The organism is Streptomyces sp. NPDC056734 (assembly GCF_042790455.1).
In the GTDB taxonomy this organism is placed as follows: domain Bacteria; phylum Actinomycetota; class Actinomycetes; order Streptomycetales; family Streptomycetaceae; genus Streptomyces.
Map to the genome: position 1 here is coordinate 101,048 of NZ_JBHTZD010000004.1, position 16,633 is coordinate 117,680.

At 72.1% G+C, this 16,633-nt stretch carries 14 protein-coding genes and 2 pseudogenes; 7 read left to right on the top strand and 9 right to left on the bottom strand.

Annotated features, from left to right (window positions below):
* Positions 1 to 85: 85 nt before the first annotated feature.
* The 3 genes and pseudogenes from ACFRFC_RS06885 to ACFRFC_RS06895 form a co-directional block, all read right to left on the bottom strand.
* A pseudogene (locus ACFRFC_RS06885) lies at positions 86 to 361 on the bottom strand (hypothetical protein); the annotation flags it as partial.
* A complete protein-coding gene (locus ACFRFC_RS06890) occupies positions 316 to 1,560 on the bottom strand; it encodes an Ig-like domain-containing protein (RefSeq protein ID WP_382686791.1) in 1,245 nt (414 codons plus the stop codon). The pseudogene ACFRFC_RS06885 and the gene ACFRFC_RS06890, both read right to left, overlap by 46 nt.
* 323 nt (positions 1,561 to 1,883) lie before the next feature.
* Positions 1,884 to 3,989, bottom strand: coding sequence for an MMPL family transporter (locus ACFRFC_RS06895; protein ID WP_382686788.1), 2,106 nt, complete (start codon positions 3,987 to 3,989; stop codon positions 1,884 to 1,886).
* A gap of 227 nt (positions 3,990 to 4,216) precedes the next feature.
* On the opposite strand from ACFRFC_RS06895, the gene ACFRFC_RS06900 reads away from it, so the two are divergent.
* Positions 4,217 to 4,627: a VOC family protein gene (locus ACFRFC_RS06900; protein ID WP_382686785.1), complete on the top strand. Its 411-nt coding sequence runs from the start codon at positions 4,217 to 4,219 to the stop codon at positions 4,625 to 4,627.
* An 18-nt stretch (positions 4,628 to 4,645) separates the two neighbouring features.
* Here ACFRFC_RS06900 and ACFRFC_RS06905 read toward each other — a convergent pair whose 3' ends face one another.
* Positions 4,646 to 5,311, bottom strand: a complete 666-nt coding sequence (locus tag ACFRFC_RS06905; RefSeq protein ID WP_382686782.1) for a response regulator — start codon at positions 5,309 to 5,311, stop codon at positions 4,646 to 4,648.
* The gene (locus ACFRFC_RS06910) at positions 5,308 to 6,618 is read right to left on the bottom strand and encodes a sensor histidine kinase (RefSeq protein ID WP_382686780.1); all 1,311 of its coding nucleotides are present in this window, start codon (positions 6,616 to 6,618) and stop codon (positions 5,308 to 5,310) included. The genes ACFRFC_RS06905 and ACFRFC_RS06910 overlap by 4 nt, the downstream gene beginning before the upstream one ends.
* A 494-nt stretch (positions 6,619 to 7,112) precedes the next feature.
* Here ACFRFC_RS06910 and ACFRFC_RS06915 point away from each other — a divergent pair, with 494 nt between their 5' ends.
* Entirely contained in the window at positions 7,113 to 8,453 is a 1,341-nt protein-coding gene (locus ACFRFC_RS06915; RefSeq protein WP_382686778.1) for a 6-phospho-beta-glucosidase, read from the top strand.
* A gap of 233 nt (positions 8,454 to 8,686) precedes the next feature.
* Positions 8,687 to 9,571, top strand: a complete 885-nt coding sequence (locus tag ACFRFC_RS06920; protein ID WP_382686775.1) for a sulfotransferase family protein — start codon at positions 8,687 to 8,689, stop codon at positions 9,569 to 9,571.
* Between the two features lie 198 nt (positions 9,572 to 9,769).
* Here the strand turns inward: ACFRFC_RS06920 and ACFRFC_RS06925 are convergent.
* Positions 9,770 to 10,033 (bottom strand): annotated as a pseudogene (locus ACFRFC_RS06925) (chitinase); the annotation flags it as partial.
* A 69-nt stretch (positions 10,034 to 10,102) separates the two neighbouring features.
* Positions 10,103 to 11,302, bottom strand: a complete 1,200-nt coding sequence (locus ACFRFC_RS06930) for an ATP-grasp domain-containing protein (protein WP_382686773.1) — start codon at positions 11,300 to 11,302, stop codon at positions 10,103 to 10,105.
* A gap of 368 nt (positions 11,303 to 11,670) precedes the next feature.
* On the opposite strand from ACFRFC_RS06930, the gene ACFRFC_RS06935 reads away from it, so the two are divergent.
* Together ACFRFC_RS06935 and ACFRFC_RS06940 are read left to right on the top strand one after the other, a co-directional pair.
* On the top strand, positions 11,671 to 12,531 hold the full coding sequence (locus ACFRFC_RS06935) for a metallophosphoesterase family protein (RefSeq protein ID WP_382686770.1): 861 nt from the start codon (positions 11,671 to 11,673) through the stop codon (positions 12,529 to 12,531).
* Positions 12,528 to 13,208: a 4'-phosphopantetheinyl transferase gene (locus tag ACFRFC_RS06940; RefSeq protein ID WP_382686767.1), complete on the top strand. Its 681-nt coding sequence runs from the start codon at positions 12,528 to 12,530 to the stop codon at positions 13,206 to 13,208. The genes ACFRFC_RS06935 and ACFRFC_RS06940 overlap by 4 nt, the downstream gene beginning before the upstream one ends.
* 146 nt (positions 13,209 to 13,354) lie before the next feature.
* Here ACFRFC_RS06940 and ACFRFC_RS06945 read toward each other — a convergent pair whose 3' ends face one another.
* Positions 13,355 to 13,594: a hypothetical protein gene (locus ACFRFC_RS06945; RefSeq protein WP_382686765.1), complete on the bottom strand. Its 240-nt coding sequence runs from the start codon at positions 13,592 to 13,594 to the stop codon at positions 13,355 to 13,357.
* A gap of 161 nt (positions 13,595 to 13,755) precedes the next feature.
* Positions 13,756 to 14,418: a helix-turn-helix domain-containing protein gene (locus ACFRFC_RS06950; RefSeq protein WP_382686762.1), complete on the bottom strand. Its 663-nt coding sequence runs from the start codon at positions 14,416 to 14,418 to the stop codon at positions 13,756 to 13,758.
* Between the two features lie 224 nt (positions 14,419 to 14,642).
* Between ACFRFC_RS06950 and ACFRFC_RS06955 the strand changes: the two genes are divergently transcribed.
* Together ACFRFC_RS06955 and ACFRFC_RS06960 are read left to right on the top strand one after the other, a co-directional pair.
* Entirely contained in the window at positions 14,643 to 15,320 is a 678-nt protein-coding gene (locus tag ACFRFC_RS06955) for a hypothetical protein (RefSeq protein ID WP_382686760.1), read from the top strand.
* 274 nt (positions 15,321 to 15,594) lie between these two features.
* Positions 15,595 to 16,596, top strand: coding sequence for a LacI family DNA-binding transcriptional regulator (locus ACFRFC_RS06960; RefSeq protein ID WP_382686757.1), 1,002 nt, complete (start codon positions 15,595 to 15,597; stop codon positions 16,594 to 16,596).
* The last annotated feature ends 37 nt before the right edge of the window (positions 16,597 to 16,633 follow it).

A 16,633-nucleotide genomic window follows, 5' to 3' on the forward strand; every position in this document is an offset into this window, starting at 1 on the left:
GTCTCGTGCGAGAGCATCTCATCGGCCTGGGCGATACCCCGGCTGCCCGGCGCGTGGCGCGCGCCGGACGGCCGTGTGCCGCCCAGTACTCCTCGACGGGGCCGAGGATCTTCCAGGACTCTGCCACTTCCTGGTGATGAGGGAACAGATCGGCGCCGCCGAGAAGCACATCCAGGATCAGCCCCTCGTACGTCTCAGGGCCGGACTCCGTGAACGACTCGCCGCAAGCGAAGTGGCCGCCGCCGTCCGGGCCACCGCCGAAGGGGGCGCACGCCCCGCCGCAGAGGGCGCACGCCCCGCCGAAGGCGTACGCCGCTACACCGCGCTGCCCGCCTGCCAGTCGGACCAGGACAGGTTCCAGCCGTTGAGGCCGTTGGCCGGATCGACGGTCACCTCGCCGGAGTTCTCCACGATCACCACGTCCCCGAGGATCGAGCTGTCGTAGAACTTGTACCCGGCGACGGCGGTGTCGTCCGCGCCCTGTGTGTCGTCCAGCGAGACACAGCCGTGGCTGGTGTTCTGGCTGCCGAACACCGAGGACGCGGCCCAGTAGTTGCCGTGGATGAAGGTGCCGGACGTGGTCAGCCGCTGGGCGTGCGGCACATCCGGGATGTCGTACTCGTCACCGAGCCCGACCGTGGAGGACTCCATCCGGGTCTCCTTGAACCGCTCGCTGATCACCATGATCCCGGACCAGGTCAGATGGTCGGGGTCGCCGCCGGTCACCGGGTAGGTGGCGAAGGTCTGGCCGTCCCGGCGGACCGTCATCTCCTTGGTGTCCAGATCGACCGTGCTGATCTGCTCCCGCCCGATGTGGAAGGTGACGTCCTTCGACTGCGTGCCGTACACCCCGTCCGCGCCCTCGATGTCCCGCAGCCGCAGCCCGAGCGTGATCGTCGTACCGGCCGCCCAGTACGTCTCCGGACGGAAGTCGAGCCGGGTGTCGCTGAACCAGTGGCCCACGATCTCGATGGCGGGCTCGGCGGTCACGCTGATCGCCTTCTGGACGGCCGCGCGGTCGGTGACGGCGTGGGTGAAGTTCAGCGACACCGGCATACCGACGCCGGACGTCGATCCGTCCTCGGGCGTGAAATAGCCGACGAAGGTCTCACCGGGCAGCTGGGTGGTGAAGCTCGCGGTCAGCTCGGTCCCGTCGTCCGCGCTCGCGGTGACCGTGTACTTCGTCCCCGAGTACGGGTTCCCGTCCGAGGTCCAGGTCGTACGGTCCGCGTCGAACGACCCGTCCAGCGTGCTGCCGTCGTTCCCCTCGACCCGCACCGACGCCAGCGTGCCGTCCCGCACGGTCACCTCGACCGGGGCGGTGAAGGACGCCTTCGTCGTGCCGTCGGCCGGGGTGACCCCGATCTCGGGGCGCTGCGCCGCCGACTGGGCGGTGGCCGAGCCGCCCGACTCCGACGACCCCGTCTCGCTCGCGTCCGCCGACCCCGTGCACCCGGCGAGCGTGGCGGCTCCGGCCGCGCCCAGCAGGGAGATGACTCCCCGCCGGGACCATCCCTGCGGCTGCCGTCCGGACCCGTTCGGTATGTGCGAGACGCCCACAGCGTGCCTTTCTGTTCGTACGTTCCGTGCGTCTTGCAGCCTGCGTCGCCCGGCTGGGGCGAACCTGTGAACGGATGGGAGGAAGAGTGAGATTTCCGTGAATCTCGGTTGGGCGAGGCATAGGCGGAGTCGAAAAGGAGATGCGCCCACCCGGCGGGCGCGGCGAACGGCCGGTGGACCCCCTACCGGGCGAACGGCCGGTGGACCCCCACCCCCGTGAGGGATCCACCGGCCGAGGGATCCACCGGCCGTCGGAGTCAAGTCCTCCTCAGCCGCTCAGCCGCTCACCTGCTCAGCCGCTCACCTGCTCACCCGCAACCGCCTCACAGCCGCGCCGGCTCCCGGGGTGCCGGGGCGGCGGCCTCCTCGGTCAGGCCGATCCGGTCGTGGACCTTGCGCAGCGGCTTCGGCGCCCACCAGGCGTGCCGGCCGAGCAGCGCCATCGTCGCCGGGACCAGCAGCATCCGGACGATCGTCGCGTCGATCAGCACCGCCAGGGTCAGACCGAGGCCGATCTGGAGGATGGGGGCGAAACCGCCGGTCATGAAGGCGCCGAAGACGATCGCGAGCAGCAGCGCGGCACAGGTCACCACCCGGCCCGAGCGGCGCAGCCCGGTGACCACGGCCTCCTGGTCGTCGCCGGACCGCTGCCGGGCCTCGCGCATCCGGGCCAGGATGAACAGCTCGTAGTCCATGGCGAGCCCGAAGGCGATGGCGATGATCAGCGGGGGCGCGGTCAGGCTGAGCGCGCCCAGTTCCTCGGAGCCGAGCAGCCCGGCGAGATGGCCGTCCTGGAAGACCCACACCACCACACCGAGCGCCGCGCCAAGACTGAGCAGGGTGGTGGCGATGGTCCGCAGCGGCAGCAGCACGGAACCGGTGAAGGCGAACAGCAGGGCGAAGATTCCGGCCAGGACGGTCACGGCGGCCCAGGGCGCCCGCTCGGCGAGCATCTCCCGGAAGTCCACCAACCGGGCCGCCGGTCCGGTCACCGTCACCGGCTCGTCCCCGCGCAGCTCCCGCACCCGCTCGACCAGGCCGGTCGCCGCGTCGCCGTCGACGCTTCCGGTCGGCGGCAGCTCCACGACCGTCGTGCCGCCTGGCAGTTCCTGGAGCTGGGCGTCCGGCGACAGGGCGGTGATCCGGTCGACGGTCGCCGGATCGGTGCCGGGCTCGACGACGACGGTGACCGGGGCGACGCCGGTGCCGGGCGGGAAGTGGGCGCCGACGGTGTCGTACAGCTGCCGGGCCTCGGTGTCCGAGGGGAGCTGGGTGGCGTCGCCGAGGTTGATCCGCAGCCCGGCGACCGGCAGTGCCAGCACCAGCAGCGCCGGGACGATCACCGCGAGCACGGCCACCTTGCGGCGGGCGGAGAAGCGGGCCAGCCGGGCGAAGAGCCGCCCCTCCTCGCCCTCCGGCCGCTCCTTCGCGGGCGGAATCTTGCCCCCGAACCTCGTCAGCAGGGCAGGCAGCAGGGTCAGCGCCGCCAGCATGTCGATGACGACGACGGCGGCCACCGCCAGGCCCATGCTGCGCAGGAACACACTGGGGAAGACCAGCAGCCCGGTCAGGCTGACGGCCACGGTCAGCCCGGAGAACAGCACGGTCCGCCCAGCCGCCGCGACCGTACGGTGCACCGCCTCGGCCACGTCCTTTGTGGTCCGGCGCTCCTCACGGAAGCGGACCAGCATCAGCAGCGCGTAGTCCACCGCGAGGCCGAGCCCGAGCATGGTGGTGATCTGGATCGCGTACACCGAGATGTCGGTGAACTGGCTGAACACGAACAGCGCCAGGAACGCGCCGGCGATCGCGCTGACCGCGATCATCAACGGCAGTGCCGCCGCGCGCAGCCCGCCGAAGATCACCAGCAGCAGCGCCAGCACCACCGGCAGCGAGATCAGCTCCGCGTTGGCCACATCCTCCGACGCCTGGCCGCCGAGCTGGGTGCCCAGCAGCGGCCCGCCGCTGACATGCACATCGGGCGCCTCGATCTCATGGATACGGTCCACCGCCGCGTCGACGGCCCGTTCCTCGGCGTCGGCGTCGAGCCCGCCGTCCAGGGTGACCGGGATCAGCAGGGCCCGGCCGTCCTCGGCGGCCAGGCCGGGAGTGGTGTAGGGGTCGGGCACGGCGGCCACCCCGGTGATCTCGCGGAGGTCGGCGACGGTCCGCTCGACCTGCCCGCGCAGTCCGGCGTCGGACACGGCCGTCCCCGCGACGACGGCGGTGATCGACTCGCCGTCCGGGTCCACGCGGTCGAGGTACTGGGCCGCCGCCTCCGACTCGGTGCCCGGCACCTCCGGCACATTGTCGGAGAGCCGGGCGAAGACGCCCGTACCGAGCCCGAACCCGAGCAGCAGGAACAGCACCCAGAGCGATATCACGGTGAGCGGACGGCGGGTCGCCGTCCGGGCGAGTGCGGTCAACACGGTGTCTCCCGGTGGATCGTGGTGTGTACGTCCCACAGGTTCGCGGCGCGAGGGGGAGCGGCGGATCGCCGGGACGAGGGGTTTCCCGGACTCGCCCGCACGGGGGAGCGGGCAGCCGGTCTCACTCCTGAGAGGGAGAGGCGACCGCCCGCCGACCACCGGCCTCAGGAATGCCCACCGGGGCAGGGAGGTTGAGCTGATCGTCCACGACCAGCGAAGGAGCCTCCATGTCCGCCGATTCCCCCGTCCGTGAACTGCGTCTGGTCGTCACCGCCGAGGACTACGACGAGGCGCTGCGCTTCTACCGGGACGTCCTCGGTCTCCCCGAACGCGCCGCGTTCTCCTCCGAGGGCGGACACGTCACCATCCTGGAGGCGGGCCGCGCCACCCTGGAGATCACCGACCCCCGCCACGCCGCGTTCATCGACGACGTCGAGGTCGGCAGACGCGTCGCCGGAGCCATCCGGGTCGCCTTCCAGGTCGATGACTCCACGGCCGCCACGGCACGGCTCGCCGCCGCCGGAGCCGAGGTGATCGCCGAACCCACCCGCACCCCCTGGAACTCCCTCAACTCCCGCCTGGCAGCCCCCGGCTCCCTCCAGCTCACCCTCTTCGAGGAGCTGGGTGAGGTGAAGTGAGGCGACGCGACCAGCGGCTCAGGCGCCCGGTGTCACCAGCGCCGTCTCGTACGCGCAGATCACCGCCTGCACCCGGTCACGCAGACCCAGCTTGCTCAGCACATTGCTGACATGGGTCTTCACCGTGTGCTCGCTGACGAACAGGGTGGTGGCGATCTCCGCGTTGGACAGCCCCCGGGCCAGCAGCCGCAGGGTCTCCACCTCACGGGCGGTGAGCACGTCCAGCCGCTGCGGGGTGACCTCGGTGACCGCCTCCTCGCGGCGCCGCCGCACGATGTCCGCGACCAGCCGCCGGGTCACGGCCGGTGCCAGCAGCGAGTCACCGGCCGCGACGACCCGCACGGCGTGCACCAGGTCGTCGCGGCGCACATCCTTCAGCAGAAAGCCGCTCGCGCCCGCGTACAGCGCCTCGTAGACGTACTCGTCCAGGTCGAACGTGGTCAGCATGACGACCTTGCACGCCGAGCCCGCGCACACCCGCCGGGCCGCCTCCAGGCCGTCCATCACCGGCATCCGGATGTCCAGCAGCAGCACATCGGGCGCGTGGTCCCGGACGGCGGCGACCGCCTCGGCGCCGTCCCCGGCCTCCGCGACCACCTCGATGTCCGGCTGCGCCTCCAGGATCATGCTGAAGCCGCTGCGGACCAGCTCCTGGTCGTCGGCGACCACCACCCGGATGCTCACCCGAGGACCGCCTCCCGCTCGGCGGTGACGGGCAGCCGCACCCGCACCCGGAACCCACCGCGCGGACCCCGCCCGGCCTGGGCCGTACCCCCACAGGCCACGGCCCGCTCCCGGACCCCGATCAGCCCGTACCCACCGGACGGCCCACGGTCCTCGGACACACCGGGCACCCCGGGTCTGCGCGCACCCCCGGCCGGTCCGGATCCGCGCGCACCCCCGGCCGATCCGGATCTGCGCGCACCCCCAGATCCTCCGGGGGTGTCCGCCGGGCCGCGCCCGTCGTCGGTCACCGTCAGGGTCAAGGCGTCCTCCGTCCAGTCCAGCGCGACCGTCGCGGACGAAGCGTACGCGTGTTTGACGGTGTTGGTGAGGGCTTCCTGCACCACACGGAAGGCGGCCACATCGGTGTCCGGCGGCAGCGGGCGCGGCTCGCCGGACGTGCGCATCTCCACCCGTAGCCCGGTGGACTCCCGTACCAGCCGGAGCAGTTCGGGAAGGGTGGCCACCCCCGGCTGGGGCAGTCGCTCGGGGACCCCCTTGGCCTGCTCCTCCTTCAGGACGCCCAGGAGCCGCCGCAACTGCCCCATGGCGTCCCGCCCGCTCGTCGCTATCGCGTCGAACGCGGCCTCCGCCCGGTCCGGATCACTGCGCACCACCACCGGCCCGGCCTCGGCCTGGACGACCATCAGGCTGACCGCGTGCGCCAGCACGTCGTGCATGTCCCGCGCGATCCGGGACCGCTCCTGGGCTCTGGCCCGCTCGGTGTCGGCGGCCCGCTCCCGCTCCAGCCGCCGCGCCCGGTCCTCCAGCTGGGCGGTGTAGGCGCGCCGGAGCCGGGCCAGCATGCCGAGCGCGTACGCGAAGATGACGCTCATCAGGTGGAACGCGTACTCGTAGGGCTGGGGGCCGCCGAAGTAGCTCATGGTCCCGGCGACGCCGATCAGCCAGGCGACCAGCAGCGCCCGCCGCTGGACGGGCGGGCAGCGCGCGGCCACCGTGTAGAGCGCGACGAGGCCGCCGTAGATCACGTCCGGCGGCGGCGAGTGATGGGCGGCCATCGCCGGGGTGGCGACCGACACCGCGCACGCCGTCAGGAGCGGCGCCCGGTGCCGCCAGATCAGCGGCACGGCCGTCCCCAACCCGAGCAGATAGCCCTGCCACGTCAGGACATCCGACTTCTCGCCGGGGAAGATCCACTGGAGGGTGGTCGAGAACAGCACGAGGGCGGCCAGCGCCGTGTCCACGACGTACGGGTTCGTGGTGCGCAGACGGGCGACGGACCGTGCGATCCAGGACCGGGCGGACATGGGCGGCTCCTCGTGAGCGGGGCCGTTCCAGTATTCCGGGCCACCCGCCCCTCGGTCCTCACCGATGAGAGGGATATCCCGTCCCCCTCCTGAGAGCCACCCACCCCCTACCTCCGGGTGGCGTGAGCCATGGACCCCGACCCGGGCAACCGGCGTATCCCGAGGGGACCCAGCCGACGTCGGCGCCGCGGGCGAACGTGACCAGCACGACCATCGAGACCTACCGCATCCGGCCCGACGGCGAGCGAGTGGACCGTACGCAGCCAGCAGCCAGCAGCCAGCAGCCAGCAGCCAGCAGCCAGCAGCCAGCAGCCAGCGGACACAGATCTACCGGCCGGGCCCCGGCCCCCGCACCCTCCGCCGACACCCTCCGCCGGCCCCCTGCCCCTGCCCCCGGGCGGCGCCCACCCACTCCCCGAACACCACCACCGGGGGATCATGGCAACAGCAACCACGTCGGCAGACACCACGCACACACGAAGGGCAGACACCACATGAAGCTGACCATCCTCGGCGGCGGCGGGTTCCGGGTGCCGTTGGTGTACGGGGCGCTGCTCGGCGACCATGCCGAAGGGCGGGTCACCGAGGTCGTGCTGCACGACCTGGACGCCGGGCGGCTCTCGGCCGTCACCCGCGTGCTCGCCGAGCAGGCGGCCGGTGTTCCCGACGCGCCGCGCGTGAGCGCGACCACCGAGCTGGACGAGGCCCTGCGCGGCGCCGACTTCGTGTTCTCCGCGATCCGGGTCGGCGGACTGGAGGGCAGGGCGCAGGACGAGCGGGTGGCGCTCGCCGAAGGGGTCCTCGGACAGGAGACGGTCGGCGCGGGCGGCATCGCCTACGGCCTGCGGACCGTACCGGTCGCCGTCGACATCGCCCGCCGGGTGGCCCGCCACGCTCCCGACGCCTGGGTCATCAACTTCACCAACCCGGCCGGACTGGTCACCGAGGCCATGTCCCGCCACCTCGGCGACCGTGTCATCGGCATCTGTGACTCCCCGGTCGGCCTCGGCCGCCGTATCGCCCGGGTCCTCGGCGTCGAGAACCCCGCCGAGGCATGGATCGACTACATCGGCCTCAACCACCTCGGCTGGGTGCGCGGCCTGCGTGTCGCCGGCCGCGACGAACTCCCGCGACTGCTCGCCGACCGCGACCTGCTCGGCTCCTTCGAGGAGGGCAAGCTCTTCGGCCCCGACTGGCTCCGCTCGCTCGGCGCGATCCCCAACGAGTACCTCCACTACTACTACTTCAACCGCGAGACCGTCCACGCCTACCAGCAGGCCGAGCAGACCCGCGGCGCCTTCCTCCGCGACCAGCAGGCCCGCTTCTACGAGGACATGCGCGACCCCGCCGCGCCCGCCCTGGCGGCCTGGGACCGTACCCGCGCCGAGCGCGAGGCCACCTACATGGCGGAGAACCGGGAAACCGCGGGCGCGGGCGAGCGCGCCGCCGACGATCTCTCCGGCGGCTACGAGCAGGTCGCCCTCGCCCTGATGCGGGCCATCGCCCGCGACGAGCGCACCACCCTCATCCTCAACGTCCGCAACCGCGCCACCCTCGCCGCGCTCGACGCCGACGCCGTCATCGAGGTGCCCTGTCTGGTCGACGCCAATGGCGCCCACCCGGTCGCCGTCGACCCGCTGCCCGGCCATGCCACCGGCCTGGTCTGCGCGGTGAAGGCCGTCGAACGCGAGGTGCTCGCCGCGGTTGACTCCGGATCCCGTACGACGGCCGTGAAGGCGTTCGCGCTGCATCCGCTGGTCGACTCGGTCAACGTGGCCCGACGGCTCGTCGACGGATACACAGCCGTCCACCCCGGCCTCGCCTATCTCACCTGAAGACCCCGGTCTCACCTGAAGACCCCGATCCCACCTGACGACGTCGATCCCACCTGACGACCCCGACGCCATTCCCATCAAGAATTAAGGAAGCGGTAAAGCGCCTGGCCACGGCCGATGCCCCGGCCCCGGCGAACCGGATTCGTCGCCTCCGTGACACCTGGAGTTCGCCTTCCGCCCCTGAGATGCGAAGGCACGACACAGGGCAGGGACGACAGCGAAAGAGGTGCACCGTGCGGGACCCGCGTATGGACGCGATCGGCAAGGGGCTCAGGAGGCGCGGCCGGCTGATCGCCGAGGCGGTGAGCCCGCCCCGCCGCAGGCCGAACGCGGTCCCGTCCCAGCCCAAGCCCAGAAGCAGCAGGACCACCACCTACGTCGCCCCGCGCGCCCCCCGCCTGGTGGACTCCCCGGTCTTCGTGCTCTCCTCGGTGCGCTCCGGCTCGACCCTGCTCAGGGTGCTGCTCAACAGCCACAGCCGCGTCCGCGCCCCGCACGAGATGCATCTGCGCACCCTGCACGTCCAGCTGGGCCGCGACTTCACCGCCGCCGCGATGAAGGAACTGGAACTGGACAAGCAGGAGCTGGAACACGTCCTGTGGGACCGGGTGCTGCACCTGGAGCTGGCCCGCAGCGGCAAGGACGTCATCGTCGACAAGACCCCCGCCAATACCCTCATCTGGCCCCGGCTGCACCGATGTTGGCCCGACGCCCGCTACATCCTGCTGCTGCGCCACCCCGGCGCGGTCATCACCTCACTGACCGACCGCCGCGCCCACCCCGACCCCGACCGGATCCGCGCCGAGGTCCTCGGCTACAGCGAAAAACTGGAAGAGGCCCGCGCCGGACTGCCGCAGGCCCAGGTGATCCGGTACGAACATCTCACCGCCGAGCCCGAGGCCGCCACCCGCGAGCTGTGCGCCCATCTCGGCGTCCCCTGGGAGCCGTCCATGCTCGACTACGGAAGCAAGGACCACGGCACCTTCCGCCCCCAGCTCGGCGACTGGAGCAGCACCATCAAGTCCGGCCGCATCCAGTCCGCCCGCCCCGCCGCCCCCGACCTCGCCCTGCCGCCCCGCCTGACGGAGCTGGCGAGAACGTGGGGGTACCCGGCTTAGGTCCGGTCGGTCGGACCTGGGGCGTGGGCACGAGGACACCGGGCACCCCCACGAGCTGTACGGCCGGCCTGACCGGCCCGTGCGTCGGCCGGAGCGTCCGGCCCGTCCTGCGTCAGCCGGAACGGCGGCGCCCGTCCGTCACCCGGTGCACCCCGCCGTGATCGACGTGAACTGCCAGTAGGACACACTCAGCAGGACGCACCGCGCGTGGTCACCGGCGCTCGCCGCCCCCTGGAGCGCCCGCGAGCCGCCGTGCACGGGGGTGGACACGACCGACCCCAGGTTCCCGGAGCCCGACCAGGGCGCCAGGGCGCCGGACTCGAACCCCGGGTTGGTGAGCACATTGGCCGCGTGGGCCGTACCCGGCAGGGCCACGGCCCCGCCGAGCGCGAGAGCGGCGGCCCCGAACAGCGCGAGCAGACGTCTGCCGAGACGGGCACGCCAAGAGAGTGGGTTGCGCACGCGGTCTCCCTGAATGTGTGGGGTGTTCGGGAGTACGAGTGGTGCGCCACCCAATGTGGTCTGGACCAATTACGGTGTCAAGGGCTGGAGCGGCAAGACCTGAGCCGACGCCTGAGCCGAAGCCTGAACCGGCTGGACGGCCTGCACGGGCTGAACCGCCTGGACCTGCTGATCCGCCTGGACCGCCGGCTGCGCGGCCACCGCGGCCCGCGCCGGCCCCGGTTCCTCCACCAGCGGCACGGGGGCGGAGTCCAGCAGCGGACGCGGCCCCGACACGACCGTGTAGTCCTGCCCGAGGAACGGCGGCGCCATCTCCCCGGGATCCTCGCCGAGCGCCAGCTGCACGGCCGCCCAGGGCGCATTGATCCCGCACAGGGACAGCTGGTGCAGCCCCCCGGCCGGGCGCGCGTTCACATCCATCAGCACGGGCCGGTCCCCGAACATCCGGAACTGGATGTTGGAGAGGTAGTGCAGCCCGAAGCCCTCCGCCGTGCGCCGCGCGGGCTCCAGCCACTGCTCATGGAGCGTGAAACCGCGCCGCCGCCCGTTCTTGGTCCGCCCCACCGCGAGCCGCACCCGATTGTCGGGCCCGGTCAGGCAGTCCACCGACACCTCCGGCTGCTCCAGCCGGGGCATCACCAGCCAGTCGACCGGCTCCTCGGCCTCCCGCAGCGCCTGGACCACCAGATCGAGCTGGACATAGGGCGTGGGAAACCCACTGAGATGCAGCAAGGAGAAGGGGGCACGAGTAATCATCCGAAATCCGACCCCGCCCGCCCCGGACGCGGGCTTGAAGCACGCCTTGTGCCCGGCCCCCTCCAGCTCCTCCACGGCGGCCAGCAGCTCATCGGCGCTGCGCACCCGCCACCACGGCGGCACCGGCACCCCGATCGCCTGCACGGCCTCGTAGGCGATCACCTTGTCCCGGAACACGGCGACGGCCTCCGGGGGCGGCGCCAGCAGGGCCGTACCGGCGGCCTCGAACTCGGCCCGGTGCGCCACGATCGCCGACTGGTGCAGCCGCGGCACGAAGACATCGATGCCACGCCGCGCGCACTGGTCCAGCGCGAATTCCACATACCCCGCCGGGGACAGCCCCTCCGGCTCCAGCTCGGCGGTGTCGGCGGCGGCGAGCACGGGGGAGTCGGGGTCACCGTGGGTGGCATGGATCTCGACGGCCCGGTCGCTGGGATTTCGCCTCAGCTGATCCATGAAGAACACGTTCTCCGCGTACGTGCGGTTGAGCCAGACGCGTACGCGAGAGACCATGCAGGCCGCCTTTCACGGTGGGCGGGCAGGGCGGAGCACGCCCGTGCCCGGGCAGGGGTGGCTGGAGGTACACCAAACCGCCCTGCGTGACAGGAGGGGTCGCGGCGGGTGGTGTCGGGGCGATCATACGGGCTCGCAGGGACCAGGCGTGCAACATGCGTGTTACGGATTTTCCGATGATGTACCCCCGGAACGCAGGCTCCCGTTCACCCCGCACACCCCTCGGTGGCCCACCTGTACCACCACCCGTACGCCACCCGCGCGCCACGGGCCGGGCCCGCCCGGCGCCCCTTGCTCCGCGCCTTCGGTGTGTGATCTCGTGGTCAAGTGGTCATGTGATCACGCTCAGCTGATCCGAGGGGGCACGGGTGACATCCACGGCCGGCGGCACCGGTCAACTGCTGGCCATCAGCGACCTGCACATCGGGTACGCCGAGAACCGCGCCCTGGTGGAGCGGATGCGCCCCGGCACGGACGACGACTGGCTCCTGGTGGCCGGAGACGTCGCCGAGACGGTGGCCGACATCCACTGGGCCCTTCAGACCCTCGCGAGCCGCTTCCGCAAGGTCATCTGGGCCCCCGGCAACCACGAACTGTGGACCCACCCCAAGGACACCGTCACCCTGCGCGGCACCGCCCGCTACGACCATCTGGTCGCCCTCTGCCGCGACCTGGGCGTGCTCACCCCCGAGGACCCCTACCCCCTGTGGCAGTCCCCGCACGGCCCGGTCGCCGTGGCCCCGCTCTTCCTTCTGTACGACTATTCCTGGCTGCCGCCCGGCCACCCCACCAAGGCCCAGGGTCTCGACTACGCCCACTCCACCGGCATCGTCTGCACGGACGAGTTCCTGCTCCACCCCGACCCCTACCCCACCCGCGAGGACTGGTGCCGGGCCCGCGTCGCCGAGACGGAACAGCGCCTGTCGGCGCTCCCGCCGGACCTGCCCACCGTCCTCGTCAACCACTACCCCCTGGACCGCCACCCGACCGAGATCCTCTGGCACCCCGAGTTCGCCATGTGGTGCGGCACCACCCTCACCGCCGACTGGCACCGCCGCTTCCGGGTGCGGACCATGGTCTACGGCCATCTGCACATCCCCCGTAGCACCGTCCACGACGGTGTCCGCTTCGAGGAGGTGTCCGTGGGCTACCCCCGCGAATGGCGCCAGCGGCCCCAGGCCCCGGGCCGGCTGCGCCCGATCCCGACCGAGGAGGTCGCACCCCGGTGATCGAGGAGTTGCTGCCCGCCCCCGTCGTCGCCGTGGAGACCTTCGGCGCCGACCCCACCGCCGAGGCCGCCCTCTACCCCGAGGAAGCGGCCCTGGTCGCCCAGGCCGTCCCCAAGCGCCGCCGCGAGTTCGCCACCGTACGTGTCTGCGCCCGCCGCGCGATGGACAAGCTGGGCGTGGCGCCCCGGCCCGTCCTGCCCGGCGAGCGCGGCGCCCCGGGCTGGCCACCCGGCCTGATCGGCAGCATGACCCACTGCGAGAACTACGCCGCCGCAGCCCTCGCCCGCGCCACCGACCTGGCCTCCCTGGGCATAGACGCCGAACCCCACGGCCCCCTCCCCGAGGGCGTGCTGGACGCCGTGGCCCTCCCCGCCGAACGGGCCCGCCTGACCGGGCTGGCCGCCCGCCATCCCCAACTCCACTGGGACAGGCTCCTGTTCAGCGCGAAGGAGTCCGTCTACAAGGCGTGGTTCCCGCTCACCCGTAGCTGGCTGGACTTCTCGGAGGCGGACATCGAGCTGACCCCCGACCCCGCCACCGGGACCTCCGGCACCCTGCGGGCCGCACTTCTGGTCCCCGGCCCGCTGGTCACCGGCCGCCGCCTGAGCCACTTCGAGGGCCGCTGGACCATCCGGCGCGGTCTGGCGACGACGGCCGTGACGGTCCCGCTGGGCTGATCCGGCCCATGGCCCGTCGTGGCCTTCCCCTCCGGGCCCCCCTTGCGTCGTCGCCCTCCTCCGCCTCGCGGCCGCACGCACCGGACCCCGGCCGGGCCGGTCGAAGGGGCAGCGGGACTCATCACCAGGGTGACCGGTCGACCGGCCTACGGCGTGGCCGCGGGCGGGCACCAGTTGCCCAGCATCCGGAAGAACTCCTCCTCGTTCCCGCTGAGCCCCGCCTCCGCGAGTGCCCGGTCGGCCTCCGCCAGCACGCCCGGCGGTACGAGGGGTGGCCGGCCGGGTGGCCCGGCGTCCCCGTCGCACGCCGCCCGGACCGTGTGCAGCAGGCGCAGATAGGCCCGAAGGGCAGCGCGTTCACGATCGGTCGGCAGCACGGTACGCATGGTCGGCTCTCCTCACCTGACGTCCACGCCCCCGCCCACCGGGAGCGCAGCCTCCAGCTTGCCAACCACCACTGACAATCCGCCCCGGCCACACCGGTTCTCCCCCGCTCAGCGGACTGCACCGGCAGTGTTCCCGCCGGCATGGACCCGCGCCGCCCGGGTCACGACTCGGGGCGCTTGACGCTCTCCAGGAGCATGTCCAGCCATTCGGCGACCTTGTCGCGGTGCTGATCGGTGGGCAGTTGCGCGGCCCGCCAGGCGATGCCGCGCACGCCGTGGTCCTGGAGGAGCTTCTCCAGCGGGTCCTCGGTGGCTGCCCGTGCCGCCGCCGCGCGCTCCCGGTCGGCGAGACGCTGGAGGAGTTCCTGTTCGGTGCGCTGGAGGGTGTCGGCGAGCGCCTCGGGGTCCTCGGCGGTGAGGAACCCCGCGTGCACCCGGAAGAAGCGCTGGATGGCGTCGCAGTGCTCCATGGTGGGCCTGCGGTCGCCGTTGATGAGCGCGCCGGCCTGCTGCCGGGACATGCCCGCGCCGTCCGCGATCTCCTGCTGGGTGTACTTGCGGCCGTTGGGCTTGAGGCGGGTGCGGCGCAGCAGGTCGAGCCGTTGCAGGAAGCGGGCCTGCACATCGGGCTCGCCGGCGGGCCGGTCGGCCAGCAGCTCTCGCACCACGGGCTCGGGGACACCGCAGGCCACGGAGAGCCGGGCGGTGTCGAAGACCTCGGTGTGCGGGGTGCCGAGCCGGTCGGTGAGTGCGCCGACGCGGGCGACGACGGCCGACAGCACTGCCGACCAGGCGGCGCCCGGAATCTCGTTGCCATCCGTCACCGACGTGTCTCCTACGTTTCTCACAGCCATCTCTCAAGCGGGTTGCCGTGAACTTCCCGGAGCGTAGCGGTTCGTTCGAACTCACATCCAGGTCTCGCCACAACTGTGGCCAATTTCAGCCGTCAACCGTCGTGGAATGCCACGATAGTTGACACGGCTCCGTCCGGGGCAGCAGGATCGGCACGCCGCGAGAAGGCCGCATAGGCAAGAGGGGTGACCTCCCGATGGCATATCAGGCAGGTGGACAGCAGTCGTCGCTACCGCAGTCCCTCCCCACGAGCCGTGCGGCCCAGGCGTATCTCCAGGATTACGCCGCGCTCCTCGACGCCCTCTCGTTCCCGTCCTTCGTGGTCGACCGGAGCTGGGACGTGGTCCTGGCGAACAGCGCGTTCGAGACACTTTTCCGGGAGGTCGGGCCGCATCCGACGGCCATGCCGCGGGACAACTTCCTGCGGTTCGTCCTGTTCCACCCGGACGCGGCCACGGTGCTCGGTGATCATGAGGCGCAGTGGTGTCTGCCGATGCTGGCCCACTTCGCGTCCTCCGTCGAGCGGCACACTCACGACCACCAGCTCCAGTCGATCCGCCGGGACATCGCGCAGGACCCGATCATGGAGGCGGCCTTCCGGCAGGGACTGCCGCACTGGATCCGGGCGATGGGGGAGTACGCCTTCGAGCACGACGGCGCGGTGCGCCCGCTGCACCACCCCGACCCGCGCTGGGGCGCCACCGACTGCCGGGTGGTCGGCGAGACCCCGCGCGCGCTGCGCGAACTGGGCTGCACGCGGCTGACCCTGGTCCTGCGCGAGATCCGCAAGCCCGCGGCGGCCCCGCGCCGCCACCGCCGTGACCGGCGGACGGGCGCGAGCCATCTGAGCGTGGTCCACGCGTCCGAGAGCTGACCGGGCACCGTCGGCGTTCAGGTCGCCGACGGCGCCTCGGTCGAACCCCCAGCCCCACAGCCGGCCCGCAGCCAACACGCCGGCGACCACCACCCCCCAAAGGCCCGCAGCCAACACTCCGCTCACCACCACCCCCTAAGGGGCGCGGGGAACTGCGCGACCAGCCCAAGACGACCCGCACCCGAACGACAACCGCCGCCCCCCTCCCCCTCCCCGCCTCAAATTCACTCCCCCTACGCAAGCCACTTGCGCACCTTGCGCTATTCTTGCGGGCATGACGCGACGACTTGCTGAAGTGGCGAAGAAGGTCGGGGTCAGCGAGGCCACGGTGAGCCGGGTGCTGAACGGCAAACCAGGGGTCTCCCAGGCCACCCGGCAGTCGGTGCTGTCCGCCCTAGACGTGCTCGGCTACGAGCGCCCCACCCAGCTGCGCGGAGAACGCGCCCGGCTGGTCGGCCTGGTCCTGCCGGAACTCCAGAACCCCATCTTCCCGGCGTTCGCGGAGGTGATCGGCGGGGCGCTGGCCCAGCTGGGCCTGACCCCGGTGCTGTGCACCCAGACCAAGGGCGGGGTCTCCGAGGCCGACTACGTGGAACTCCTGCTCCAGCAGCAGGTCTCCGGCGTGGTCTTCGCCGGCGGACTGTTCGCCCAGAAGGACGCCCCGCATGACCACTACCGGCTGCTGGCCGACCGCAACATCCCGGTCGTGCTGGTCAACGCGGCCATAGAGGATCTCGGTTTCCCAGGGGTCTCCTGCGACGACGCGGTGGCCGTGCAGCAGGCGTGGCGGCATCTCGCCTCGCTCGGGCACGAGCGGATCGGCCTGGTGCTGGGCCCCGTCGACCACGTGCCCTCGGCGCGCAAACTCACCGCCGCGCGGGAGATCGCGGGGGACGGGCTGCCGGACGAGCACGTGGCGCGGGCCATGTTCTCCATCGAGGGCGGTCACGCCGCCGCCGCCAAGCTGATCGACCGCGGCGTGACCGGCTTCATCTGCGCCAGCGACCCGCTCGCCCTCGGTGTCGTGCGCGCCGCCCGGCGCAAGGGGCTCGACGTACCGTCCCGGATCTCGGTCGTCGGCTACGACGACTCGGCGCTGATGAACTGCACCGAACCGCCCCTGACCACCGTCCGCCAGCCCATCGAGTCCATGGGACGGGCCGTGGTGGAACTCCTCAACGCCCAGATCGGCGGCAGCGCGGTGCCCACCGAGGAACTCCTCTTCGAGCCGGAACTGGTGGTGCGTGGTTCCACCGCGCAAGCGCCGCGCGACTGACCCTCGTAAGTCCGTCATGAGCGCGTCTGTGGCTGTC